Origin of the sequence: Pseudomonas halotolerans (assembly GCF_039581215.1) — a bacterium.
GTDB lineage: Bacteria > Pseudomonadota > Gammaproteobacteria > Pseudomonadales > Pseudomonadaceae > Aquipseudomonas > Aquipseudomonas tehranensis.
The window spans coordinates 289,834-315,904 of sequence record NZ_JBCNTJ010000001.1 but is presented as its reverse complement, the minus strand read 5'-3'; the positions used below and the strand labels follow the sequence as shown (position 1 = coordinate 315,904).

Genomic DNA, 26,071 nt, shown 5'->3' with positions numbered 1-26,071 from the left:
GCAGACAGGAGACGGTTATGGCCACGCAAGACATCACCCGGGTGACCGCTCTGCGCCGCGACGCATTGGTCGAGTGTGCGCTGGGGATCAAGGAAATCGAAGACCGGGAGCAGGACAAGGGGTTTCCACTGATCAAAACCGCCGACGACCTGTTGGAGTGGTTGCGTACCGACCCCCTGGATAACCATCAGGTCAAGACCTCCTGGGTCGCCGAGGCCGTCAGTTGTTTCCAGCAATACATCCATGCCGTCTACCAGAAGCTCGAACCCGGCTACACCCACCTGGAGTTCGACAGTAAGGACCTGAAGGATTGGGACATCGCCAGCCAGTACCCGTTGTGGGCCGCCAGCCAGTTGCTCAAGTGCATGCCCGAAGACTACATCACCCCCTATGCGCGTATCCGCAAGACCAGCCTGTTCAAAGCCCTTGAAAGCAACCTCAACCAGACTCGGCTGACCACCGACTCGGTGCAACAGGGCATCCAGCAGTACCTGCGAGGCTTTGAAGAAGTGTGCAACCTGGAGGTGCTCACCGGCTATGTCGATACCGACGGCCCCCATGCCCGCAGCGCCGATTACTACCTGATCGGCAAGGAGCGGATCGAGCCTCACCGCTATTTCTGGCGCAAGGCTGATGTGCAGGTGGATGCGGACAGCATGGCCATCAACCCGGCCGCCTGGAGCGAGTGGAAATCCGCCGATATCCCCTGCGATGTGCGCGTGCTCGACAGCCGCCTGGTGTTTTGGGGGGGGCGTTTGTGTCTGGTCTGGGCCGAATGGCGCGAGGCGCTCTTCGACGCTGAGGGCAGCATGCAAAAGCCCTACGAGATGGAGCTGAAGGTGGCCTTCATTACGCTGAGCGGGCAGTGGTCGCCGCCGGTACGCTTGAACCTGTCACAGTTGGACTACGAGGTGGGTGACACATGCCGGCTGGTGGCGGTGATGCTGCGCGACGACGTGGACCCGCTCTACCCCAAAGGGCGGTTGGCGGTGCACTTGACCAATGCGATACCGATCACCTTCTCGACCGGAGCCAATCCGGTGGACATCTACGAAACCCGCGACGCGCTGTTTCGCAAGGTGGACGATGAAAAGCCGATCATGGATCACCTGGCGATGGTCCGCTTCAGCGATCCTTTAACCTTGCAGCAACGGATTGCCCCGTCGGATTTTTCCAGCATGACCGAAACGGTCTCCTCGGGGGCGAACCCCCTAGTGGAAAAATTCACCCTCAAGGCCGTGGTAAGGCAGGGCGGAGACGGTCAGATACTGTATGTGCAAGCGCACTGCGCTCAACTGATGCCTGGTGTGGCTGGAGAGCAAAAGGACTTCACCTTGACCCTGTCCAATCCTTCAGGCACTGACACGGAATTCTTCAAGGAGTCACATTCCGACAATGGTGGTTGGTCCTCTTCATGGGAGCAATATTCCCGCGACAATTTCGCCGGTATGACCGCAACCTTTACGCTGGAAGGTGAGGGCCTGGGCACAAAAACTTTCGTGTTGACACTCAAGGGCGTGCCCCCCGAGGTCACGCTGCCACAACTGCACCAAACCGACCCGTGCGGGGCCCAGTTTCTGCAACTCAACGACCCTGGGTTGACGAAGCTCCAGTTCGTGCGCCTGAACACGTTGATCGGTGCTGAACTGGTGACTCGGGCCAATGTTTCGGTCGATGCCGTGCTCGACTGGGACACCCAGTTTCCCTATGAGCCAAAGTTGCCTGACAATACCGATGAGCCCAACGGGCCGTTCGACGGGGCCAACGGGCTGTTTTTTTGGGAACTGTTTTTCCATTTGCCCCATCTGGTGGCGACGCGGCTCAAGGACGAAGACCGTTTTGTTGAAGCCCAGCAGTGGCTGCATTTTATCTTCGACCCACAGGCGCCCGCTGACACGGACGACAACCTGGAACATCCCAGACCTGCCCATTGGCGTTGCCGACCCTTGAATGTGGCCGGCACCGGAGGGGGGATCGGCTGTGAAGCCGACAACCCGACCGATCCGGATGCGATTGCCTACTCGACGCCCCGGCACTACCAGATGCTGATTTTCCTCGATTACGTGGCCAACCTCGTGGCGTGGGGCGATTGGCTGTACCGGCAGTTGACACGCGACAGCCTGGCGGCGGCCAAACTGCAATACCTGCGCGCCAGGAACCTGATGGGCGAATCACCGGATACGAAAACCCTCAGTCAGTGGACGTCCGCCACGTTGGAGGATCTGGTCGCGGAACTGGAGGAAGGGGCCGCGCTCAAGGCCTTCGAAAAAGACCTCCAGCTGGACTCGGCGTGGCTGCCGGTCAAGACCCGGTTTTTCGAAGACCCCGGGGTCATCGGCACGGAGCGTTTCAGGTTGCCGGTGAGCCAGCGGGTGTTGCAGCTCTATGAGTTGCCGGCGCAGCGCATGTACAACCTGCGCCATAACCTGACCATCGATGGCAAACCCATGTCCGTCGAATTGTTCAGCACGATCAACCCTGCTGATCTGCTCAATAATCTGGCGGCGGGTGGCGCCGGCCCGGTTCGGCCCATGGGTGGGCCTTTGAGGGTGGCCGCGTTCCGCTGGCGCGTGCTGTTCGACGCGGCGCTGCGGGCCACGCAATATCTGCAAGAGTGCGGCAATCAGGTGATTCGTCTGCTGGAACAACAGGACCGCATCGAGCAGGAGCTGTTGCAGCAGCATCACTTGACCGAGTTGGGCGCCTTCGCCAAGGCCATGCAGGAGGAAAATCTCGCCCAGGCACAGGAAAGCCTGGCGGCGCTCCAAAGCAGCCGGGCGATCACCGAACAGCGTCGTTTGCACTACGAAAAACTGCACATGGAAAACATTTCCAGTGCCGAATACAAGGTCATGTCGGACCTGGATGTCGCACAACTGCTGTCGTCAATGAGCACCGGCTTCGAAGTGGCCGGTGCCGTCATTGACACCTTTCCCAAAATATTCGGCCTGGCCAACGGGGGGCACCAGCCTGGCAACATTCCGCGAGCGGTGGGCTTTGCTTTCCAGATTGCGGCTGAGGCTGCACGCGGCAATGCTGATAAGGATGCCACGTCCGAAAGCTATCGCCGACGGCGTGAAGACTGGGGGCTGGCACGTGACCAGGCCGCGGCGGAGTTGGTGATGATCGATGACAACATTCGGGCGCAGAGCCACGCGGTCAAAACCGCCGAAGAGGGCCTGAAGCAGATCGTCAGGATGAATACTCATACCCAGGCGCTGTATGACTTTTTGCTCACCCGCGCCACCCACCTCGAGCTGTACCGCTGGTACGTGGGGCAATGCAAGACCCTGCATTATCAGGCCTACGATCAAGTCGTCAGTTTGTGCATGAGCGCCCAGAGTGCCTTGCAGGTGGAGAGCGCCGAATTCGATCTCAACCACATACGCACCAATGCCTGGCTGGACAACTACTACGGCCTGACCGCCGGAGAAGCCCTGCGGCTCGATCTGTTGCGCATGGAGGCCGATTATCTGCTGCGCTATGAGCGGCGTCTGGAAATAGTCAAGACCGTGTCGTTGCGCCAGTTGTTCGATGAAAACATCGGCGTAGAAGGGAAGATGGACTGGGAAGCCGCGCTGTTGCAGTTGCAAGACGCCGGCGAGTTGGAGTTCGAGCTGTCCCAGCGCTTGTTCGACCGTGACTATCACAACCATTACTGTCGGCAGATCAGCGCCGTGGACGTGACTCTGCCGACGCTGCTCGGCCCCTACGAGAACCTCTGTGCAACGCTGACGCAGATCCGCAGCGTCACAGCCATCAAGGACTCGCTCCAGTCGCTGGAATACCTCTATAGCGATAACCCGACGTTGGCCCCATCGGATGTACTGGTGAATGTCAGTAGCGGCGAGCACATCGCCATTTCTGTCGGGATAGAGGATTTCGGCATGGCCGCGTTGAAGCCTGAAGACGGTCTGCGTAACCCGTTTGAGAATACCGGCGCGGTGTCGCGCTGGACGTTGGCCTTTCCCTGGCATAAACAACTTCGCCAGGCACAGCAACTGCTGGCCCTGACCGACATCATCCTGAAGGTCCGGTACACCGCCAAGGTGGGCAGCCCGGCGTTCTCCCGGGAGGTTCAATCCTATGTAAACCAGCCTGAGCGCAGCGCTCGAGGGGTGGAAAAATGAGCAGGGAGCCTGTCAACACCCGCACCAACGTCCTTCCCAACGGACATTTCATCAACTATGACCACTGGGGGAACGTGGGGGGATCAGGCGGCAGAGTGATCGGTAGCGATTCGTGGCAAGGGTCCCCGATCAATTACATGTCCCTTTACAACGGCAGAGGGATTGCCCAGCAAGTACCAGCCCCCGCGCCGCAATCGACGGGCGCGCGTTACCGCCTGAGCTTTTTGTACGACAACCGCAGTGATGGGCCCGGCACGTTCAGCCTGCGTCGGCGCGGGACCGAGGACAGCCTGGAAATCGCCCTGCCGCCCCGCGGCAACGCCGCAGCGGATTCGGAAATCAGGGAGCTGACCCTGACGCTCGTCACGGAGTCGGTCGATTTCGACGTCGAGGAAGAAGACCTTTTCGAGTTCGTCATCAGGAGCCCCAGCGTGGCGACATCGACCAGGGACGTTATCGTTGCCCTGATCGATTTTCACCTAGAACTCGACCCGCTGGTCCTGGCGCGGATCGTCAACGACGGCCAGGCCTTTACCCCGCTCGACCAGCCGATGCTTTACCTGTGTCACGGCGCGACCGGCGCCCAGCACCATCAGTTGTCCTTTCAACTGGCCGCAGACAGCCCCTGGGCCGGCACCGAGGCGTTGTTGTGGAACCAGGGCAACCCGCTGGAGGCGGTGATCGTTTCGCCCGAGTGGGGGGAGAACCAACGGATCGAAGACGCCTGGCAGGTGAATTGCCCGCGACCGGTCGACAACGACACCCACTTGTTCGATCTGTTTATCTACAGCAAGTACCACGCTGACACTTACCCGATCACGGTTTCGCTGGGGCATCATCGGCTGGTCGTCGAAAGCATCCAGGACCCGGCTTACCAACCGGTGATCGAATACGCTCAGACGGTGAGGCTGGGCGTGCGGGTGAAGTCCTATTACCTGGACCTGCCGATGCGCGGCCACGAGGTGAGCTGGATGATCGGCGAGGACGTGCTTGCGGTCAGCGAGACCGATGAGGGAGGCGAAGCCTGGTTCGATTTCGCACCGGCCACCGAGGGTACGCTGGCGGTAAAAGCCAGCGTCGAGAGTCCCTTCTATGCCCAGGGCAGCGCGCTCCACACGTTCACTGTGAAGGCCCACGCCACAGACCCGTTGAAGGCCGTGCGCATCAAGTTTCCCAACATGAATGCTGCCCTCTGGGGGGAACAAACCGGTTTTCCCGATCGCGGCGCGACGTACCCGGTGGAGGTCCTGTTTGACGCCGACAGCCCCCTGCGCAACCTCGATGTCTGGTTGGAATGGGAAGGCAAGGCCCCTGAAGAGTTGGGTGTGACGGTTCAACCCGCCTTGTTGACGCCGGTGCCGGTCACCGGTGACGCATTAACCTGGCGGCTGGTTTGCGACGACCGCAACGGCATTGACGAATTCGGGTTGTGCTTGGGCTGCGCCGTGCTGCAGCGCCCCACGGTCAGTAACGCCATGTCGCTGGCCCGCCACAGCCTCACGATCGGTGGCGTGCGTGAGGCCAATCGGGTGCCGGTGGTGGATGAGCATGACTACGTCTGGTGCATGTTGCAGGTGACGAGCCTGGGTGGGCAGCCGATTGCCGGAGTGCCGGTCGAGTGGGACACTTCGCAAGGGTTGCAGCGAACCTGGACCGGCACAAATGGCTGGGCCAGTGTGATCGACCGGCCGACCACGCACGGCAACTACACCCTCGCGGCGCGGGTCAATCCCCGTGAAGGCGGGCAGGAGCTGGGGCACCCATTCGCCATCCAGACCCTGGCGACCAGTGCATGGAACACCGCCAGCTTTACCCTCGATGGCGTGGCTGTCGATCGGGTCGGGGCGGGGGCGGTGTGCCTCATGGGACAGGATTCGGTCTTTCATCTGGCGGTGGCGTCCGGTAGCCCCTTGATCGGCAAAGAGGTGTTTCTGCGCTGGCAGGACCCGGCCAGCGCGCGCTCCATCGTGATCGCCAACATGGAAACCCCGGTCGCCATCACCCCCGCAGGGCTGGATTGGCCGGTCCAGGTACTGGTGACCGACGCGGGTGGGGTTTTCGATCTACAGGTGGTTTCGACGGGCCTGGAGGCCCTCGATCTGGCGTTTCGGGCGCTGCCTCAGGACCTGTCCACGGAGCTCTCGCTGGTGTTCGACCAGGCGCCCAAAAACTGGGGCGCCGGGGCTGAGCTGTACCCGTGCATCGGCGCGGCCCACGACCTGACGCTCTTGCCGGAGGGAGACCCAGGCGGCTTGCATGGGTTGTTGTTCGAGACCACCGTGGCGCCGGACCTGCCGGCGGGATGGGAGATGACCCCGCCCTTGACCGAGCCTGCGCCCATGACCGCTGGCGGGGTTCGCTACCGCTGTGACTTCAGCGGCGCGAGCCAGTCCGCACAGCGCAGTTGGGCTGCCCGGGTGCTGGGCGTCGAGGCGTTTACCCAGCCACCGACGTTCGCCCTGAAACTGGCCCACAACAAAGTGGTGGTCGGAACGGCCTTCGAGGTGGCGACCGACCCGGTGCTGAGCAAAGGCGAAAGCGCCCGGCTGGCCTTGCGCTATGTGTCGGCGTTCACAAAGCAGCCGGCCAACGAAGTGAACGTGGTCTGGGACGACGGCCAAACCTCCCAAAGCGGGGCGGACGGTATCGCCCAGCGCGCCTACCAGCCAGCGGCAGCGGGAAACCAACAAGTCCAGGCGTTGGTCAACAATCCCTACGATGGGACTGAGGTCGAGCAGGGCTTCGATGTGTTTGCGCATCAGGAAGATCCCTGGCTCGACCTCAATGTCCAAAGCTATTTGGGGGACCCACGGCCCTGGGGTGAGCAGACTTTCTTCCCGCGACGAGCGGAGAGGCTGGAGCTGACTGTTTCCGTTCTGGAAGACAGCCCGTTGCTCGACCAGAACCTGGCGCTGGGGTACAGCGGCGCGCACGGACTGGATACGGGGTTGCAGTTCGGGCCGGTCGGATTAGGGAAACCACAGACGTTGACCGCTGCGGGCCTGTCGGTCAGCCTTTTGGCAGAGGGTCAGACCGACGCCGCGTTCTATTTGCAACTGTCGGCTTCGCGGCTGTTGGCGCGCTCACCGCTGAATGCGTTTTCCCTGGGCAGCCATGTGCCGGTGGACGTGGCAAGCGCTACGAATCAGGAGCGTCAAGTCGTCGACTGGGGGGAAGTGTTGTTATTTGAAATTACCTTGGTCAATGCCGTGACTGGCCAGCCAGCGCGCAATGTTCCGGTGTCTTGGACGAGCACTGATGAAGCCATGGAGCCTGTGACGACGACCACTGATTTTTATGGCGTTGCACGCTTCAGTTTCATCGCGACGGTTTCTGGGCCGGGCACGGTGAGGGCCCGCGCCGTTGGAGGCATCGAGGTCGTGGAGCTTGAGTACCTCGTGCATGAGGCGTGTGTGATCGAAAGCCTGAGCAGCCCTGACCTTGAAGGGGTGCCGGGAGACGAAATCAGCGCCGAGGCAACGGTGGTCAGCGCGGCTACCGGTGAGCCGGTTGCAGGGGTGAGGGTCCATTGGTTTTTCAAAGGCTTGGTGCTGGCGCCGTCGGTTACCGATGCGCAGGGCAAGGCGCCGATTGCCTTTGAGCTGCCGTCAAGGATAGGGCACTACACGCTGAGTGCATCCGTGCGCGGGGAATTTGGGTGGGATTCGGACTGGTTGGAGGCGAAGGTGCTGGGGACCGAGGACAGCTGGGTGCAGGAATTTACCCTTTGGTTGAACGGGGCGCCCGTCGATATGGACTATTTGCCCGTCAGGCGATTGGTTCTGGTCCATGGACGAAGTCATGTCTTGGAGTTGAGGGTCAATAAAGACAGCGCCTTGATGGACGAGACCGAGGTGGCCCTGTTCGGCACCCCACCCATAAGCCTGGGATTGGTGTTTGATCCTCGCTTGTACGTATACCGGCCAGTCACGGCGACGCCCTTACGCTGGACGATCGAGACTCAAGATCAGGCCTACGGTGTTTTCGAGGTGGAATTGCGCAGCCCGGTCCTGCCGCCACGATTATTACCGTGCGAGGTCAGTGTCCAGCGTTGACGCTGAACACCTACAAATTCCCCGCCTTCTTCCACCCCAGATACAACGTCACCAGCTCGGCCCCCAGCTCACCGGGCCGGGCTTGCAGGACCGCCACGCCATGGGCATTCAAGCGTTCATGCAGTTCGGCCCGGGCGTTCAAATAATCCACTGTTCCACAGTAGGTCAGGGCTTCGGGCAGGGTTTGTACCGGTGTCTGGCGTAAGCGGTCGAGGGCCTCTTCCCGCAGGCTCGCCACCAACACCCGATGCTGCTGGCCCAGGCGTTTGACGGCGGCCAGCAGCTCCTCATCGTCTTCATCGCGAAGGTTGGTCACCAGCACCACCAGGGCCCGGCGTTTTTGCCGGGTCAGCAGTTGGTTGACGGCGGTTTGGTAGTCGGCGGGGCGTTGGCTGCTGTCGAGGTCGTACACGGTGTTGAGCAGCACGTTGAGCTGGCCGGTGCCTTTGACCGGGGCGAGGTAGCGCGGCTGTTCGCTGGCAAAGGTGCTCAGGCCCACCGCATCGCCCTGACGCAGCGCGGTGTAGCTGAGCAGCAGGCAGGCGTTGAGGGCGTGGTCGAAATGCGCCAGCTCGCCGTCCTGGCTGCGCATGCGCCGGCCACAATCGAGCATGAAGATGATCTGCTGGTCGCGCTCGTCCTCGTACTCCCGGGCAATCGGAGTGCGATGGCGAGCGGTGGCTTTCCAGTCGATCTGGCGCAGGCTGTCGCCCTCGCGAAATTCGCGCAGTTGATGAAATTCCTGGCCCTGGCCCCGGCGTTGGCGCTGGCGAATACCCAAATGACTGAGCCAGTTGTCCACCGCCAATAGCTGACCGTCGTAGAGCCGGGCGAAGTCCGGGTAGACTCGGGTATCGTCGCGCGCGTCCAGCAGGCGTTTGCCGTCCCACAGGCCCAATGGGCTGGGCAGGCTGACTTCGCAGTGTTCAAAGCGGAAGTGACCGCGTTTGAGCGGGCGCAGACGGTAGCCAATTTGGCTGTGTTGATCTGGTTGCAGCTCGACCGACAAGGGGAGGTTTTCGAAGTCCAGGCCGGCGGGGACGTGATCGAAGATTTGAACATTCAGTGGCTGCGCAAAGTCATGGCTGATCTGTAGCCGCACTTCGCTCCAGCGACCCAATGCCAGGCTGCCGGGCATCTGCCGTTGCACCCGGGGCGAGGGCAAGCGCTTGAGGCGCATGGCGTCGAGTATCGCCAAGGCGAGCAAGGCCAGCAGCAGTCCCCAGTGGATCGACAGCAACATCGATGGAACCGCAACGCCCAGCGCCCGCAATGCGCCCAGGACAATGCCGACGGCCAGCAGAATGGCGAGCCAGGTCATGAGCAGGCGCGAGGGTTTCATGGGGGCGTTCCCATTGGAGAAATGCAGAGCGCGCTTTTGTGGCGAGGGGATTTATCCCCGCTGGGCTGCGAAGCAGCCCCCTGTTTTTGTCTGACACACCGCAAGGGGCCGCTGCGCGCCCCAGCGGGGATAAATCCCCTCGCCACAATGAGTTTCTCCATCATGAAATGTGTACTCACAACCGCGGCGCCGGCACTTGATCGAGCAGTTGGCCCAGCACCTGATCCACCGAAAGTCCTTCGATGTCCAGCTCCGGCGCCAGCCGCACCCGGTGGCGCAGCACGGCCAGGGCGCAGCCCTTGATGTCATCCGGCACCACGAACTCGCCGCCGCGTAACAACGCTCGCGCTCTTGCGCAGCGCACCAGGGCAATCGAGGCACGCGGTCCGGCGCCCAGGGTCAGGCCCGGCCAACTGCGGGTGGTGCGGGCCAGGCGCACGGCGTAGTCGAGCACCTGATCGTCCATCGGCAGCTCACTGGCGATGCGTTGCAGCGCTTGCACGTCCTTGGCCTGCAACACTGTGCGCAACGGTTGTACATCGAGCATGTCGGCCCGGGTCGAACGGCTGACCTGACGGACCATGTTCACTTCCTGGTCGGCGTCGGGGTAATCCATGCGCACTTTGAGCATGAAACGGTCGAGCTCGGCTTCCGGCAGCGGGTAGGTGCCTTCCTGTTCGATGGGGTTTTGGGTGGCGAGCACCATGAACGGTTGGGCGATGGGCAAGGCGCGGCCTTCGAGGGTGACCTGGCGTTCCTGCATGGCTTCGAGCAGCGCGGCCTGGGTCTTGGCCGGGGCGCGGTTGATCTCGTCGGCCAGCAGCAGGTTGGTAAACACCGGCCCCTTGCGCAGCTTGAATTGCTCGGTTTGCAAGTCGTACACCGCGTGCCCGGTGACGTCGCTGGGCATCAGGTCGGGGGTGAACTGGATGCGCGCGAATTCGCCGCCGAAACAGCGGGCCAGGGCGCGCACCAGCAGCGTCTTGCCCAACCCCGGAACCCCTTCGAGCAAAACGTGCCCGCCGGCGATCAGGGCCGTGAGCACATCGTCGATCACCGCGGCCTGGCCGACCACCGCCTTGTGCAGCTCGGTGCGGATGGCCTGGGCCAGTTGACTGGCGCGCTGGCGCTGTTGGGCGGCGTGGGTCTGGCCGCCGGCAGGTTCGTTCTGTTCAGTCATAAGGCATTCCTGAGGGTTTGCAGATGGGCGACCTGGCGGCAGAACTCAGCGCTGGACAGGCGCTGTTGCGGCCGGGGGCTTAAGGCCTGGCTGATGGCCCGCGTAGGTTGGCGGGTCAGGCGGGCGAGCACTTGCCACTGTTCGGCCACGGCCCGTTGTTCGAAACCGGGATGCAGATGGCGTGCCCGGCGCAGCACGTCCTGTTGCAAGCTGTGCAGCAGATGCTGACGGCCATTGTGGCGCAGATGAAAAGCGGCGCTGGCCTGTAAGTGCTCTTCCAACTGACGCCGCGCTTTGGGGGCCGGTTGTTGCAGCGGGCCCTGACGCACCGCCGAACGCCAGAGCCAGAGGGCGATCAAGGCCAGCAGCGCCACCAAGGCCTGGGGGAAATAGCGCAGTAACAGGGCCAGCAAGTTGTCGTGGTCGATGTCGTACAGCAGCGTGACGTTCGTGTCGGCGCTCAAATACCAGAGCAGCCAGGCGTTGTCGTATTGGTCGATATTATCGTTCTTCCACAGCTCGGCGTCGGTGAGCACCGTGATCGAGCCCAGACCGTGGTTGAGCTGCATCATGTGGGTCGCCAACGCGCTGTTGGCCCAGGCCTGGGCCAGGTTCTGCGGGTCTTCGAGGTGGAAGTCGGTGTCGAAGCCGACATACGCAGGCGCTTCTTCGTCCTCCAGGTACAGCTTGGTCAACTTGGGGTAGCGATCCTTGATGAGTTCGGGCTCCGGCGCCTTGAGGTCCTTGCTCAGGAATTGGCGCAGGCGCACACGGTCCAGCAATAAGTCGCCGCTGCTGGCGGTGCTGTTGTCCCACAGGGCCTCGGCGACAAACAGCAAGCGTCCACCGGCCTGGGCCCAGTTCATCAACTGATCGACTTCCCGCGGGGTCATGTGGGTGCGTTCACCCAGCAACAACAGGCTGCGCTGATGAGGCTCAAGGTTGGGCAGGTCCTCCAGATTATTGGCGTGCTCAACGTTTATGCCCTGCTGGCGCAGGAAATGTTCAGCGGCCAGGTAGGGGTTGGCCTGGGCCTCGGGGGAGGGGCCGTGATCGATGGTTTCCTCATAGGGCACCGCCTTCAGGAACAGGTAGATGCCCAATGCGCACACCAGTGCGGCCAGCCCAGCGCCGATCACCAGCCCTGTGCGGCGATTCATCGAGACACCTGCGGCCCGAACAATCCGCGCCAGTCATCGCACAGCTGCTGTTGCAGGTGTGTCGGCGGCGGGCGATGGCCGTACGCAATGTTTTGCCAGTGCAGGGTCAGGTGTTGGCTGAACGTCAGCAAGCGTTCATGCTGAAGCTGTTCGACGCGTTGCAGCACTTGGCCTTCCGTGTCGGCCGGTTTCAAGGGGATCGCAAAGTCATGATGCAACCGGCTGAGCAAGGCCCGGTACAGTAGCCCCAGGGCCTGGCGGGGGTCAGTGGCCCATAGTTGTTCCACGCTGGCAGCCACGTCGTCCGGCAGGCTCTCTTCGCGGATATCCAGGCCGAACATCTGTGCCGGCACCGGTCGTTCCGCAGGGGGGCGTTTTGTCGGTCGCAGATTTACCAAGGCCCTGAGCCTTTCCCGGTAGCGCCAGGCCAGCCAGGCAATCGCCGCCACCAGACACGCCCACAGTACGATCTGGATCAGCGCGGCGGCGATGTCGAAGCGTTGGCCGCTGATCCATTTGAACCATGCCTTGAGCCAGGCCGGTGCTTCGTTGGTCTCGGGTGATTCGGCCGTTTCTTCACCCAGGCGATATCGAGTCACCGTTTCCGGGTTCTTGAACGGCGGGGCCTGGAGGATCGCCTTGATGCTGTCTCTGGACGCTTCGCTGGTCAGGGGTTGGTTGAGCAGCCGCGGGCTGTCGGGGGCGGTGCTGGCTTCGGCGGCCCAGGCCGGCGGTGCCAGCGGCACCAGCAGCAGTGCCAGCAGCATCAGCGCGGGGGCTGTGCTGCTCAGGCGTTGGCGCAGGCGTCGGAACACCAGTTCAATGTCCCAGGCTTCGAGTAGGGTGCGCCGGTTCAGGTATAGGCTGAAGCCGCAGGCGACATACACCGGCTCCCAAACGATCAGCAGCAGGGGATACAACAGGTTGATCAGGTGTTCGAGCCACAACCAGTCGTGCTCGGCGACGGCGATCAGCGTCTGCCAGTTCCATTGCAGTTCGACCTGTTGCGGCACGAGCAGGTAGAACAGCGCCATGAGGCCGAACCACAAGGCGATTTCCAGGTGCACACCGATCACGGTCAGCCACTGCGCTGCGCCACCGTTGCGTTGCAGCAGCACCCGCAAGCGCTGTTCGCGCGCCTCGCCGTCGAGTCCTTCAAGTTGCACCACAGGCATCAGGAAGCTGCGACTCAAGCTCAGCCGGCGCCAGGTCAGGCTCGCCAGCAACTGGGGCTTGAGCAATGTGGGCCACTGGCGCAAAGCCTGTTTCAACGTCGGTGTTTCACCAAACAGCGCCTTGGACACAATGTACAGGGGCAAACGGTCAAAGGCCGGTTTCAACCACCAGAACAGGAACATCGCCAGGGAAGGTGAATCCCACAGCAGCAGCGACAACAGCGCAAACACCGGCAGTGTGATGACGGCCCAACTGGTCATCAGCAAACGTCGATGCTGCTGGCTCATCAGCACGCCCAGGTCCATGGCTTCCCAGGTGCTGCGCGGGCGGATGACCACGGTGGCATCACTCAGACGCATGGTGGGCCCGTCCGGCAAACACCAGATAACTGATCACCAAAAGCCACAACAAGGCGCCCACCGTGTATTTGGTGGCCACTGTCACGGCGCTGGAGGACCAGTACGCTTCGATGAACGCGGCAATCAGCAGAAACAGCATCACGCCGCCGACCATCAGCACGCTTTTGCCGGCGGCGATGCGCAAGGCCTCGCCTCGGGTGAGGCGACCCGGTGCGATCAACGCCCAGCCCAGTTGCAGGCCGGCGGCGCCGGCCAACGTGATGGCGGTGAGCTCGAAGGCGCCGTGGCCGATGACGAACGACCAGAACGTCCCTCCTGAGCCGATCTGGGTCAGGTGCCCGGCCACCGCACCAATGGTCAGGCCGTTGAAAAACAGGAAGAATGCGCTGCCCAGACCAAACATCAAGCCACTGGCAAACGTCTGAAAGGCGATGCCGATGTTGTGCATGATGTAGTAGCCGAACATGACCCAGTCCTCGCTGGCGGCCCGCTCGATCGAACGCCCCAGGTGCCCTGCGGCCGGGTCGTACATGCCGCGTATCTGGCTGACTTCCTCGACGCTCAACAGGCTGTAGACCAGCTCCGGAAACAGGTAGACCAGCAGCCCGATGCCGCTCAGGCTGCCCATGAACATCACCCCGGCGGCCAGCACGAAACGCCATTGTTCCCGCACGAGTTGGGGGAAACCGGCCAGGATGAAAGCCGACAGGCTGGTCGATGGCCGGCTGCGGTCCCGATAGAGTTGCTGGTGGCCGCGCAGTGCCAACTGTTGCAGTGTATCGACCAGCAGGCTGCTGTAACCCCGCGCCTGGGCCAGCGCCAGATGATGACAAAGCCGGCGGTAGGCCGGAGGAAAGTCACTGCTTTGGGGCACGTTACGACTGTGCTCCAGTTGATCGAGCTGCCGGGACAGGCGGTCCCATTCCCCTTGGTGGCGGCTTTCGAACAGGCTTTGTTTCATGTCGGCCCCAGCAGGCCACGGGCGATGCCATTGAGTTCGGCCACGGCTTTGGGGGCCTCGACGTTCAGTGGCGCGGCCAGGATAGTCGCCAGTTCGTTGACCCTCGCTGCGGACAGTTCGGCCTGGCGTTCTGCGAAACCCAGCACGGCGCGTTGCTCGTGCAGGCTCAGGGCAAAAGGTGGCCGTATCGGCTGTGCCAGGGGCAGCGCAGGGCGTTTGACCGGTTGCTCGCGATACACCACCAGCGTGCCGGCGGCCAGGTCTCCCAGGCGTTTGAAGGCTGGATGGTGCAGGCAACTGATTGCGCCGAAGGTATAGCCGAAGGGCAGCATGTCGACAAAACGCAGCAGGTTGCGGATCAATGAGGCGGACCAGCCGATGGGCCTGCCGTCGTCCTGCACCACTCGCAACCCCATGATCTGTTTGCCAGGGGAGCGCCCCTGGTTCAGCACTTCGAACAGCACCATGTACCACCAGCTGACGACGAACAGCAGGATGGAGCCCAGGCCAATGCCCAGTTCACCCAAAAACGCCAGGATGATGAACACCAGCCCCAGGACCAGCCCGCGTATGCCCAGGTCGATGGCAAAGGCCAGTGCACGTGGCATCAACCCCGCCGGGCGCAGGGGCAGGTCGATGCCTTCGGGCGTTTCAACCTGATAGCGCGTATCCAGTGCCGGGGGCAGCGTCGCGTTCCTTTGCAGTGCTGGTTTCTCGAGCATGGGCAACCTGAGTGATGGGCCGGTTCGAACGTTCAATCTCGGTCCCGATGCTAGCAGTCTTCGTGCAGGCAAACGACATAACTATGTATGTCATTTCATGGCTTGCAACAGGATTCTGTGTTCACGGCGCCGGTGTCCGCCTCAACTGCCATTGGATTTCAAAAGTTATGCAGCGCTGGCCGCAGGTGGGCTCGAAGGCCTAGACTTCGCCAGTCTTCAACCCAGGAACAACCCGTGACTTCCATCTTCTGGTACGACTACGAAACCACCGGCATCAACCCGCGTTGCGATCGACCCTTGCAGGTGGCGGGGATCCGTACCGATTTCGAACTCAATGAAATCGATGAGCCGGTGAATCTGTATTGCCGGCCCAGCGATGACATCCTGCCCCATCCGGCGGCTTGTGCGATCACCGGCATTACCCCGCAATGCCTGGCCGACAACGGCTTGAGTGAAGCCGACTTCATGACCCGTATCCACGGACAACTGGCCGCGCCCGGCACCTGTGGCGCCGGTTACAACACCCTGCGCTTCGACGATGAAATGACCCGCTACAGCCTCTACCGGAATTTTTTCGATCCGTACGCGCGGGAATGGCAGGGTGGTAATAGCCGCTGGGACCTGATCGACCTGGTGCGCGCCGCGTATGCGCTACGCCCCGAAGGCATTGTCTGGCCGCAAGAGGAGGGCCGCGTCACGCTCAAGCTCGAGCGCCTGACCGCCGCCAATGGTATCGACCACGGGCAGGCACACGATGCGTTATCGGACGTGCGCGCGACGATCGCCCTGGCCCGTCTGATCCGCCAGAAGCAGCCCAGGCTCTACGACTGGCTGTTCCAGTTGCGCAGCAAACAGAAAGTCATGGACCAGATCCGCCTGTTGCAGCCGATGGTGCATATTTCCGGGCGCTTCTCGGCTGCGCGAAACTATATCGGGGTAGTTTTGCCATTGGCCTGGCACCCGAAAAATCGCAATGCCCTGATTGTCTGCGACTTGCACCTGGACCCGCTGGGTTTGCTGGACCACGATGCCGAATCCCTGCGGCAACGTTTGTATACCCGCCGTGAAGAACTGCTCGAAGGCGAGTTACCGGTGCCTCTCAAACTCATTCACATCAACAAGTGCCCGGTGGTCGCGCCGCTCTCGGTGCTGCGTGCCGAGGACCAGCAGCGACTGCAACTGGACATGGACGTTTACCAGCAGCGTGCGCTGCGGCTAACTGACGCACAACAAGTTTGGCAGGACAAACTTCAGGCTATTTATGGCCGCGAGGATTTCACGGCCAGTGAGGATCCCGAGCAACAGTTATACGCAGGCTTCATCGGCGACCGCGATCGTCGATTATGCGAGCAAGTCCGCATGGCTGACCCTGCTCAGTTGGCTTCAGGGCACTGGCCTTTTGATGATGAGCGTTTGCCGGAGTTATTGTTCCGATATCGTGCGCGCAACTTCCCGGACACGTTGACCCGCGAAGAGCAGGAGCGCTGGAGACTTTTCTGTCAGCAACGTTTGTCCTCCCCGGAATGGGGCGCACCTAATACCTTGCAAAGTTTTGATGAGGCGATGGTGGAGTGGATGGCCGTTTCTACGCCATTGCAGCGCGAGGTGCTTGTAGAGTGGCAGGGCTACAGCCAGCAACTGCGTAAACGTTTAAGCCTTTGAGTAGTGATGAAGTGGGCAAATCACAGGCATAAAAAAACGCCAGCAATCGCTGGCGTTATTCTTGTTCGCATAAAGCGGCGCGAACCGGTGAGGCTTAGCCCAGCAGGGTTGCCCAGCCTTCAACCACGTCACCGCCCCACTTGGCTTTCCACTCTTTCAGGGTCTTGTGGTTGCCACCTTTGGTTTCGATGACTTCGCCGTTGTGCGGGTTTTTGTATTGCTTAACTTTGCGAGCGCGTTTGGTGCCGGTAGTTTTTACCGCGCCACGGGTTGCTTTGCCCGATTTGGCTTCTGGATCCAGCATCGCAATGATGTCACGCAGCGATTTTTGGTATTCGCCCATCAGCGTGCGCAGTTTGCCTTCGAATTCCAGTTCTTTCTGCAGCTTGTCGTCTTTGGACAGGGCTTTCAGGCGTTCTTGCAGTTCTTTGATTGCTTCTTCGGTGCTGCGGTATTCATTGATCAAGGACATGAGGACTACCTTATGTAGGACACGGGTGACAAGGAGACAGTGGGGTAATAGTAATCAGACAGTTTCATCAAGTAAACATTTAGCCGGTGTTTTATTTAATTAATTAGTGCGGCCCTCAAAAAAAATGGCGTTGCAGTTAAATACTGAAAACACAATCTTCACATCTGCTCACAAATATAGCGTGTTGCCAAAGGTCCGCCCCCATTGCTGGCGGGGCACACAAATGTACGCGGCGTGTCATCGATACTGCAGTTTTGCCGCGCAATGGCTAGAATGGCCGCCTTTGTGAAGTTCTGGAGTTCCCCTCATGCGCACTTTTCGGCTGGTGATCGCTTGCCCGGACCGCGTCGGCATCGTTGCTAAAGTCAGTAATTTTCTGGCGTCCCATAATGGTTGGATCACTGAAGCGAGCCATCACTCGGACACTCACAGTGGCTGGTTCTTCATGCGTCACGAGATTCGTGCTGACTCGCTGCCCTTCGGCATCGAAGCCTTTCGCGAAGCGTTCGCACCGATTGCCGAAGCGTTTTCAATGGACTGGCGCATCACCGATACCGCGCAGAAAAAACGCGTGGTGCTGATGGCCAGCAAAGAGTCTCACTGTCTGGCCGATTTGCTGCACCGCTGGCACAGCGATGAGCTCGATTGCGACATTGCTTGTGTCATCTCCAACCATGACGCCTTGCGCAGCATGGTGGAGTGGCACGGTATCCCGTATTACCACGTCCCGGTCGACCCGCAGGACAAGCAGCCGGCGTTTGCCGAAGTGTCGCGGCTGGTCAAGCAGCACGAGGCCGAGGTGGTGGTGCTGGCCCGCTACATGCAGATCCTGCCACCCGCCCTGTGCAGCGAATACGCGCACAAGGTCATCAATATCCACCACAGTTTCCTGCCCTCGTTCGTCGGTGCCAAGCCTTATCACCAGGCTTCGATGCGGGGCGTGAAGCTGATCGGCGCCACCTGTCATTACGTGACCGAGGAGCTGGACGCGGGGCCGATCATCGAGCAGGACGTAGTCCGCGTCAGCCACAGCGACAGCATCGAAGACATGGTGCGTTTCGGCCGTGACGTGGAGAAAATGGTACTGGCGCGGGGCTTGCGTTATCACCTGGAAGACCGGGTGCTGGTGCACGGCAACAAGACCGTGGTGTTCTGACTACACTGCAAAGGGCCTGGGCGAGTGATCACCAGGCCCTTTTTTCATGAGGTTCGCCATGACCGATCCGTTGGACAAAGCCACCTCCCGAGCGCCGGCCACTCTGGGTGAGGGTTGCCTGAGCCGTTACGATCCTGAGGCGTTGAGCCCGGAAAATGGCACAGAGTTTCCCGACGCCGCGCAATTGTGGAAACAAACGCATCCCGAGGACGAATCCGATCCCCCGTAGGCGCTGGCGAAGCCTGCGATCTTTTGATCTTCAGCCTCGCTGAAAACGCCAAGAGATCGCAGGCTTCGCCAGCTCCTACAAAAACGCGAAGCGGTGATTTGTGGAGGGGCGTCAGGCTTGCTTGAGCTTGATCAGCTTCTTGATCAAGGGTCGCCCGACCATCAAAAAGAACACCGGTCCACCGGCGACCAGATAAAAGTAATAGGTTACCGCCCGCCAGATCAGAATCGCCGCTGCCGCCGTGGATGTGCCCACCATGGGCGCCAGCAGGGCCGCCGAGGTCAACTCTGCCGCCCCGGCGCCGCCGGGCAGCAGGCTGAACTGCCCCGCGCTCAAGGAGAGCATCTGGATCAGGAAACTCCAGGCCCACTGCAAATCCGCCCCCAGTCCTCTCAACGCCAGATACAACACGCTGTAGCGCAGCGCCCAGTGAAGGCACGTCAGGGCGAAGACCTGAAACAGGGTCTGACGGGGCAATTTCAGGGTGTCGGTAAATGCCGCCAGAAAGTGCAGGATCTTGCGTCCCCAACGTTGGCGAGTGGTGGTCTTTACCCGCAGATGTCGCAATAACCGAGCGCCCAGCAGAATCAGTTTGCGGTGGTAGCGGGCCACCAGCACGCAGCCGAACAGTCCGCCAAACAATGAGATGGCACTCAATGCCAGCATCCATTCGATGCTCTGGCTGAGGTTCTGGAACAGGGCATAAAACAGGATGCCGACCAAGGCACAGAGGAAAAACAGCAGATCGCTCAACTGATCCATGGCAAACACCGCGCTGCCATGGGCCGGACGCACGCCATTACGCGCCAGCAATGCCATCAGCGTCAGCGGCCCGCCACTGCCGCCGGGCGTGGCACACATGGCGAACTCGGTGGACATGACGACGCCAATGCTATTCAGCCTGCCGACGCGCCCGCGGTGTTCACCCAGCAGCAAACGCAGACGCATGGAGTTCAGGCCCCAGCAAAGCACAATCATGCCGAGCATGGTCAGCAGCAGTGACAATGGAAAGCGCTGCACCCGCGACCACATCTCCCCGCCACCCATCAGCCACGGCACCAGTAACGCCATGAGCAAGGCGGCGCTCAGCCAGATCAGCCGTTTCATGCGGCGTCGCGGGCCCGCAGGCCTTGGGTGGTCATCAGCCATTGGACCTTGGTCAACGGCTCGCGGCCTTCGTTGAGCAGGCGTTCGAGGGTGCGCAACCAATAATTCCGGGAAAAGTCGTGACGCATGTCGACGGGATGCAGGCCGAGGCGAATGACCGGCGCCTGGCGCCAGCGCTGTTGCCGTTGATCATTGATGACTTTGGAAAGGCCACGGCGCCAGGCGCTACGGGCGCTCCAGACCAACCCCGGGGCATCGAGCGGGGTGAAGTCCGGCAAGCGATAGAGGTGCTGGGGATCGCTGGTGTAACTCAGTGGCAACTGGCGCAGTGCCTGGCGCGTGCCTTCGCTCATGAGCCAGGCCGGCGCGACGAAACCTTCCAGCGGCCACTGGTAGCGCTGGAAGGTTTCGACACCGGCGCGCAGGCGGGCGAGGGCGGCCTCTTCAGAGAGGCTGTAGAACTCGCCTTCGTGGGTATACACCCGGCGCATGAACCAGTCCTTGGGATGCGTCGCCGGCGGACCGTCGTCGCAATGGTAGTAGCCGTGCAGCACCAACTCGTCGCCGCGCTCGACCCTACCGTCGAGCAGGCGCCGAAAGCCTGGGTGATGCTCCAGCGCGTTGGTGTGGTGAAAGTCCGGCACCACCAGCCAGGTCATTGGCACGTGGCCAAGGGCGTCGACCGCTTCGACAAAGGGCTGGTAGTCAGGCCAGGTTTGCGGCGCCACGTCATGCAGCACCAGCAGCAGACTGGGCGAGTGATTGATCGACACGGACGTCACCTCAACCATTGGCCAGCAGGGGCAGTTGTTCACCCAGGACGCTGTAGTAGTGCCCCAACAGGCTGTTGACCACCGAGTCCCAGGCGTAGTGGCGCTCCACATGCTGGCGCGCCAGCACACCGCGTCGCTGGCAGCCTTCGGCAAACAGCTGCCGCACGGCGTTGGCCATGGCCTGAGGATTGTCGGGCGTGCACAGCAGGCCGCAGTCTTCGTGGACGATTTCGGTGAAGGCCCCGGCCGCCACCGCCACCACGGGGATGCCGCTGGCCATGGCTTCAAGGATTACCAGGCCGAAGGTTTCCTGGTCGCCGGCATGCACCAGGGCATCGGCGCTGGCCATCAGCCGGGCGACTTGCGGCGCCGGACAGAACTCATCGACCACCGTAACGTTGTCCGGGACCACGGCGGGCATGGACGAACCCACCAGCAGCAGGTGATACCGCTCGCCCAGGCGTTTCATGCACTTGAGCAGCACTGGCAGGTTTTTTTCCCTGGAACCGCGACCGGCGAAAATCAGCAGGCGCGTGTCTTCGGCGATTCCCAGTTCGGCTCGCAGTTCCGGGTCGCGGGCGGCGGGGTTGAAGGTTTGCAGATCCACGCCCAAAGGCTGCACGTAGACATTCTTGACCCCCAGCCCGGTCAACTTGTCGGCCATGACCTGGCTCGGCGCCAGGACCCGGTCGAAATTGCCGTACAACTTGCTGACATAGGCTTCGATGTTGGGTGTGAACCAGTTGCCCATGCGGTTGCTGACCAGCAGCGGCAGGTCGGAGTGATAGAAACCGATCACGGGCACATCGAGCTGACGCCGGGCGTCCAGGGCGGCCCATGCGGTCAGGTAGGGATCACCGACTTCAATCAGGTCTGGTTGTAAATCACGCAGGACATTGCGCCAAGGCGCCAGGCGAAGCGGGAAGCGATAGCCCTTGCCGAAAGGCAGCGCGGGGGCCGGCACCTGATAGATCCCGTCGTGCTCGCTCAAATGCGCGCCGGGGATCAACAGACTGTGGCGAATGGCGGGCCGATCACTCAGGCGCCGGTGCTTGGCATCCAGATAAGTGCGCACACCGCCGCTGGCGGGGGCGTAGAACATGGTTATGTCCGCTATGTGCACGATGAACATCCCTCCGGTCTGTAGTCTCCTTTGTTGACCTTTAGTAAGAATAGATGTTCGGTTGGGGTTGTGGGCGGCGGGATGTCTGTCAGCAGTGTGTTGTTTGAGAGAGCCCCATCGCGAGCAGGCTCGCTCCCACAGTGGATCTATGTAAACAAAACCAATGAGGGAGCGAGCCTGCTCGCGATGGCGTCAGTCCAGGCCTCAGATGCGGAAACTGCCCACCAGTTGCTTCAACCGCGCCGCCTGCTGCTCAAGGTCTGAACAGGCTCGCAATGTCGATTGCAGGTTCTCCACGCCTTCCTGATTCAGCGTGTTGATCTCGGTGATGTCCACGTTGATGGATTCCACCACGGCCGTCTGCTCCTCGGTGGCGGTGGCCACTGACTGGTTCATGCCATCGATTTCGCCGATGCGCTGGGTCACGCTGTTCAGACGCTCACCGGCCAGGTTAGCGATTTCCACGCTTTCCTGGCTGTGGCGCTGGCTGTCGTTCATGGTCGTGACCGAATCCCGGGCGCCAACCTGCAATTCCTCAATCATGGTCTGCACCTGTTGTGCCGATTCCTGGGTGCGGTGGGCCAGGTTGCGCACTTCATCGGCCACCACGGCAAACCCGCGCCCGGCCTCACCGGCCCGGGCCGCCTCGATCGCGGCATTGAGGGCCAGCAGGTTGGTTTGCTGGGAAATACTGGTGATCACTTCCAGGATCTGGCCAATGTTCACGGTTTTGCTGTTCAGCGATTCAACGTTGCTGCTCGAGGCGCTCAGCAAGTCGGACAAGCGATTCATCGCGGCAATGCTGCGATCCACTACCTGTTGGCCGTCTTCGGCCAGGCCACGGGCGTCGCTGGCCTGATGGGAGGCTTGCGCTGCGTTGCGGGCGATTTCCTGAGCAGCGGCGCCCAATTGATTGATGGCCGCGGCAACGCTGTTGGTGCGACTGGCCTGCTCGTCGGAATTGACCATCGAGGAGTTCGACGCGCTCACCACCCGCAAGGCAACTTCGTTGACGTGTTCGGTGGCGGAAGACACTTCGCGGATCGAATGATGGATACGTTCCACGAAGCGGTTGAACGCCGTGCCCAGGATGCCGAATTCGTCCTGATTCTGGACCGTCAGGCGTTTGGTCAGGTCGCCGTCGCCATCGGCGATGTCTTCCATCGCGCGAGTCATTACATGCAACGGCTGGATCAGCAAGCGGATCAACATGCTCAACAGCGCGATGATGAACGCCACCGCGATGACCGTCGCCACGACGGCCGAGGTGCGGAAATCGCTGAGCATCGAGTAGGCCTTGGCTTTGTCCACCGACACGCCGACGTACCAGTTCACCGAGGGCAGGCCTTTGATCGGCGTGAAGGTCACGATGCGCGTGTGGCCATCGACCTCGACTTCGCTGACTTGGTCGCTGATCTTCGGGGTGTTCGTCGGGTAGGCTTCGGCCAGGGTTTTCATGACCAGGGCTTTATCCGGGTGGACCAGGATCTTGCCGTCGGCGCTGATCAGGTAGGCATACCCCATGCCGTCGAAATTCACGGTCTTGAGGTTATCCACGATGGTTTGCAGGCTCAGGTCGCCGCCCACCACACCGACGTTCTGCGTGGCGTTTTTCGAGGCGCTGGCGATGGAAATGATCAGCCCGCCGCTGGCCGCGTCAATGTAGGGTTCGGTCAGGGTCGAGGTGCTGCTGCTTTGTGCACCTTTGTACCAAGGGCGTACGCGTGGATCGAAACCGTCAGGCATCTTCGCGTCCGGACGAATGATGAAACTGCCCTGGGCATCGCCAAGGTAGGACGCCATGAAGGTCGAGGTCAGCGCTTTCTGCTCCAGCAGGTGAGTGACGCTGGCCGGGTCCGGGGTGACGGCGATGTTCTGGGCCAGGTTCTCGATAAGCAGGATGCGGCCGGACAGCCAGGTCTGAATGTTGCTCGCCGTGACGGCACCCATTTCATGCAGGTAGCTGTCCAGGTCATCACGGATGGCGTTGCGTTGCAGGTAATCGTTGTAGGTCGTGAAGGAAGCGAAGGCTGCAATCACGATGAGCGCGGCGGCTATTAGAATTTTGTGGCTAAAGCGCAGGTTTTTATTCATGGCTCGGGGGTCCGCTAAGGTCTTGATACGCTAAGCGTGCTTATATACAAGCGCGCAAAAATGGCTTCATAGTGAAAAAAAGCTGATATTTCCTTCTCTCCTTAGGGAATTATCCGACCTTGTTTTCAGTAGGGTCTGTCGCTTTATATATCGGCCGCGCAAGGCCATGGATTAATCACAGGTGACGAAATGCCTGACTCATCGCAACTTGTTATTGGCGCCGACCTTGCCGGCCAACCCATCGCCCAGGCCATGCGTCTGGCCAACCGTCATGGTCTGGTGGCGGGCGCCACCGGCACCGGCAAGACCGTCACCTTGCAACGCCTGGCCGAGACGTTCAGTGATGCCGGCGTTGCGGTATTCGCCGCAGACATCAAGGGTGACCTGTGCGGCCTCGGTGCCGCCGGCAATCCCCAGGGCAAGGTCGCCGAGCGTATCGCTGGCATGCCCTGGCTTGGCCACACCCCCCAGGCGTATCCGGTGACCCTGTGGGACATTCATGGCAAATCCGGTCATCCGCTGCGCACCACCCTGAGTGAAATGGGCCCGCTGTTGCTTGGCAGCCTGCTGGAGCTTACGGACAGTCAGCAATCGGCGCTGTACGCGGCCTTCAAGGTCGCCGACCGCGAAGGCCTGTTGCTGCTGGATCTCAAGGACTTGAAGGCGCTGCTCAACCACCTCAGGGACAACCCCGAGTTGTTGGGGGACGACGCCGCTTTGATGACCACCGGCTCAAGCCAGGCTTTGCTGCGGCGCTTGGCCACATTGGAGCAACAAGGCGCGGATGCGTTGTTCGGTGAGCCGGCCTTGCAGTTGGAAGACATTCTGCAACCGGCCAGTGACGGCCGCGGCCGCATCCATTTGCTGGACGCCAGCCGTCTGGTGCATGAAGCGCCGAAAGTCTATGCCACGTTCCTGCTCTGGCTGCTGGCCGAGTTGTTCGAGCAATTGCCCGAGCGCGGCGACGCGGACAAACCGCTGCTGGCACTGTTCTTCGATGAGGCCCATCTGCTCTTTGCCGATACCCCCAAGGCGTTGCAAGAACGGTTGGAACAGGTCGTGCGGCTGATTCGCTCCAAAGGCGTGGGGGTGTATTTCGTGACCCAGTCGCCAGGAGACTTGCCGGACGACGTGCTCGCGCAGTTGGGCCTGCGCATCCAGCACGGCCTGCGGGCCTTTACCACCAAGGAGCAGAAATCCCTGCGGGCGGTGGCGGAGGGTTTCCGGCCCAACCCGCAATTCGATGCCCTGACGGTGCTGACCGAGCTGGGTATTGGTGAAGCCTTGGTCGGCACCCTGCAGGAAAAGGGTACGCCGCAGATGGTCCAGCGCGTGCTGGTGGCGCCGCCCCAGTCGCGGATCGGGCCGTTGACCGAAGCCGAACGTGCCGGGCTGATTGCCGATTCGCCGTTGCAGGGGCGTTATGACAAACCCATTGATCGCGAGTCGGCCTATGAAGTGCTGATGGGCCGCAAGGGCTTGGAGCCGCAAGCCGAAGAGGCTCAGGGCCAGGCGACCGCTCAAGAGCCGAGCTTCACCGACAAGGCCGGGGAATTTCTCGGTACGGCGGCCGGCCAGGCATTGAAATCGGCGATGCGCCAGGCGGCCAATCAGTTGGGCCGGCAGTTGGTGCGTGGGTTGATGGGGTCGTTGCTGGGGAGCAAAAAGCGCCGGTAGTGGGTAAGGGCTCAAGACCGAGTCGCTGCCTTCGCGAGCAAGCCCGCTCCCACAGTGGTATCGCGCTAAACACATATTTTGTGTCCGCCGCGTATCCATTGTGGGAGCGGGCTTGCTCGCGAAGGCGATCTATCATCCAACAGAGATATTCAGATTCAATCCTTGGGCCGCGCATGCGCCGCCAGCCGCTCCAGCGCCGCCCGCAGGTTGGGGTCGGTGATGCCATCCGCCGTGGCCTGGATGGTAGCGGCTGCATCGGTGGACAAGTCCAGCGTGTGCCCTTTGACGGCGACTTGCACGGTGGGCGGTTGTACCTTGAACAGAATCCGCGTCAGGCCGGCAAACTCCTCGAACGCCTGCAATTGCCTCAGCAGGCGCTTTTGCTGATAGCGCAAGCGCGTGGCCCAGTGGCCATCCGTGACGATCAGCAGCAGGCTGCCTTCGCGCCAGGAGGCTACGTGGCAGTGCTCGCGAGCGGCGGGCTGTAATTGGCTGTCCAGCAGGCGCTGCAAGTGACCCAGTCGTTTGGCGTGGCCGAAGATGGCTTTCAGCGGTTTGGCTTCGCGCAGCAGAACGGCGGGAACCTTGGCTGGAAGAGGGCGAAAGGCCATGAACGAATACCGCAAGTGACAGAGGCGCCATGGTAGCAGAAAGCGCCGGGTGCGCCGCGACCGCTCGCCAAGGGCGGCCTTA

General features: G+C 61.4%; 18 protein-coding genes and 1 pseudogene. 6 read left to right on the top strand and 13 right to left on the bottom strand.

Translation table 11 applies throughout. The features are described 5' to 3' along the window. Positions 1 to 17: 17 nt before the first annotated feature. Together AAIS01_RS01510 and AAIS01_RS01505 are read left to right on the top strand one after the other, a co-directional pair. The gene (locus tag AAIS01_RS01510) at positions 18 to 4,130 is read left to right on the top strand and encodes a Tc toxin subunit A-related protein (RefSeq protein WP_343467495.1); all 4,113 of its coding nucleotides are present in this window, start codon (positions 18 to 20) and stop codon (positions 4,128 to 4,130) included. Positions 4,131 to 4,267: 137 nt separating this feature from the next. Next, a complete protein-coding gene (locus AAIS01_RS01505) occupies positions 4,268 to 8,185 on the top strand; it encodes an Ig-like domain-containing protein (protein WP_343467494.1) in 3,918 nt (1,305 codons plus the stop codon). Between the two features lie 10 nt (positions 8,186 to 8,195). On the opposite strand, the gene AAIS01_RS01500 is transcribed toward AAIS01_RS01505, so the two are convergent. The 6 genes from AAIS01_RS01500 to AAIS01_RS01475 all read right to left on the bottom strand — a co-directional run bounded on the left by AAIS01_RS01500 (position 8,196) and on the right by AAIS01_RS01475 (position 15,085). Then, complete coding sequence (locus tag AAIS01_RS01500; RefSeq protein WP_343467493.1) at positions 8,196 to 9,527, bottom strand: DUF58 domain-containing protein; 1,332 nt, start codon at positions 9,525 to 9,527, stop codon at positions 8,196 to 8,198. Between the two features lie 175 nt (positions 9,528 to 9,702). Then, the gene (locus AAIS01_RS01495; RefSeq protein ID WP_343467492.1) at positions 9,703 to 10,707 is read right to left on the bottom strand and encodes an AAA family ATPase; all 1,005 of its coding nucleotides are present in this window, start codon (positions 10,705 to 10,707) and stop codon (positions 9,703 to 9,705) included. After that, a complete protein-coding gene (locus AAIS01_RS01490) occupies positions 10,704 to 11,867 on the bottom strand; it encodes a DUF4350 domain-containing protein (protein ID WP_343467491.1) in 1,164 nt (387 codons plus the stop codon). Before AAIS01_RS01490 ends, AAIS01_RS01495 begins: the two co-directional genes overlap by 4 nt. Next, entirely contained in the window at positions 11,864 to 13,402 is a 1,539-nt protein-coding gene (locus AAIS01_RS01485; protein WP_343467490.1) for a DUF4129 domain-containing protein, read from the bottom strand. Before AAIS01_RS01485 ends, AAIS01_RS01490 begins: the two co-directional genes overlap by 4 nt. After that, entirely contained in the window at positions 13,389 to 14,363 is a 975-nt protein-coding gene (locus AAIS01_RS01480) for a stage II sporulation protein M (RefSeq protein WP_343467489.1), read from the bottom strand. Before AAIS01_RS01480 ends, AAIS01_RS01485 begins: the two co-directional genes overlap by 14 nt. Beyond that, entirely contained in the window at positions 14,360 to 15,085 is a 726-nt protein-coding gene (locus AAIS01_RS01475) for an RDD family protein (protein WP_343467488.1), read from the bottom strand. The genes AAIS01_RS01480 and AAIS01_RS01475 overlap by 4 nt, the downstream gene beginning before the upstream one ends. 234 nt (positions 15,086 to 15,319) lie before the next feature. Here AAIS01_RS01475 and sbcB point away from each other — a divergent pair, with 234 nt between their 5' ends. Then, a complete protein-coding gene (gene sbcB, locus AAIS01_RS01470; RefSeq protein ID WP_343467487.1) occupies positions 15,320 to 16,747 on the top strand; it encodes an exodeoxyribonuclease I in 1,428 nt (475 codons plus the stop codon). Between the two features lie 94 nt (positions 16,748 to 16,841). Here the strand turns inward: sbcB and mvaT are convergent, their stop codons facing one another. After that, positions 16,842 to 17,219 carry a histone-like nucleoid-structuring protein MvaT gene (gene mvaT, locus AAIS01_RS01465; protein WP_305388381.1) on the bottom strand — a complete coding sequence of 126 codons (378 nt, stop codon included), beginning with the start codon at positions 17,217 to 17,219 and terminating at the stop codon, positions 16,842 to 16,844. Between the two features lie 307 nt (positions 17,220 to 17,526). Between mvaT and purU the strand changes: the two genes are divergently transcribed. After that, entirely contained in the window at positions 17,527 to 18,375 is an 849-nt protein-coding gene (gene purU, locus AAIS01_RS01460; protein ID WP_343467486.1) for a formyltetrahydrofolate deformylase, read from the top strand. Between the two features lie 58 nt (positions 18,376 to 18,433). Continuing rightward, on the top strand, positions 18,434 to 18,604 hold the full coding sequence (locus AAIS01_RS01455; RefSeq protein WP_343467485.1) for a hypothetical protein: 171 nt from the start codon (positions 18,434 to 18,436) through the stop codon (positions 18,602 to 18,604). Between the two features lie 111 nt (positions 18,605 to 18,715). On the opposite strand, the gene gpgF is transcribed toward AAIS01_RS01455, so the two are convergent. The 5 genes and pseudogenes from gpgF to AAIS01_RS25610 all read right to left on the bottom strand — a co-directional run. Next, positions 18,716 to 19,711, bottom strand: a complete 996-nt coding sequence (gene gpgF / locus AAIS01_RS01450) for a glucosaminyl phosphatidylglycerol flippase (protein WP_343467484.1) — start codon at positions 19,709 to 19,711, stop codon at positions 18,716 to 18,718. Continuing rightward, positions 19,708 to 20,502 carry an N-acetylglucosaminyl phosphatidylglycerol deacetylase gene (gpgD, locus tag AAIS01_RS01445; protein ID WP_343467616.1) on the bottom strand — a complete coding sequence of 265 codons (795 nt, stop codon included), beginning with the start codon at positions 20,500 to 20,502 and terminating at the stop codon, positions 19,708 to 19,710. Before gpgD ends, gpgF begins: the two co-directional genes overlap by 4 nt. Continuing rightward, positions 20,495 to 21,616: an N-acetylglucosaminyl phosphatidylglycerol synthase gene (gpgS, locus tag AAIS01_RS01440; protein ID WP_092457584.1), complete on the bottom strand. Its 1,122-nt coding sequence runs from the start codon at positions 21,614 to 21,616 to the stop codon at positions 20,495 to 20,497. The genes gpgD and gpgS overlap by 8 nt, the downstream gene beginning before the upstream one ends. Positions 21,617 to 21,811: 195 nt before the next feature. Beyond that, entirely contained in the window at positions 21,812 to 22,576 is a 765-nt protein-coding gene (locus tag AAIS01_RS25615; RefSeq protein WP_370695207.1) for a methyl-accepting chemotaxis protein, read from the bottom strand. Between the two features lie 93 nt (positions 22,577 to 22,669). Next, positions 22,670 to 23,701 (bottom strand): annotated as a pseudogene (locus AAIS01_RS25610) (HAMP domain-containing protein); the annotation flags it as partial. 189 nt (positions 23,702 to 23,890) lie between these two features. Between AAIS01_RS25610 and AAIS01_RS01430 the strand changes: the two are divergent. Continuing rightward, entirely contained in the window at positions 23,891 to 25,378 is a 1,488-nt protein-coding gene (locus tag AAIS01_RS01430; protein WP_343467482.1) for a helicase HerA-like domain-containing protein, read from the top strand. 155 nt (positions 25,379 to 25,533) lie between these two features. Here AAIS01_RS01430 and AAIS01_RS01425 read toward each other — a convergent pair whose 3' ends face one another. Continuing rightward, entirely contained in the window at positions 25,534 to 25,989 is a 456-nt protein-coding gene (locus AAIS01_RS01425; RefSeq protein WP_047227086.1) for a DUF721 domain-containing protein, read from the bottom strand. Positions 25,990 to 26,071 lie beyond the last annotated feature (82 nt).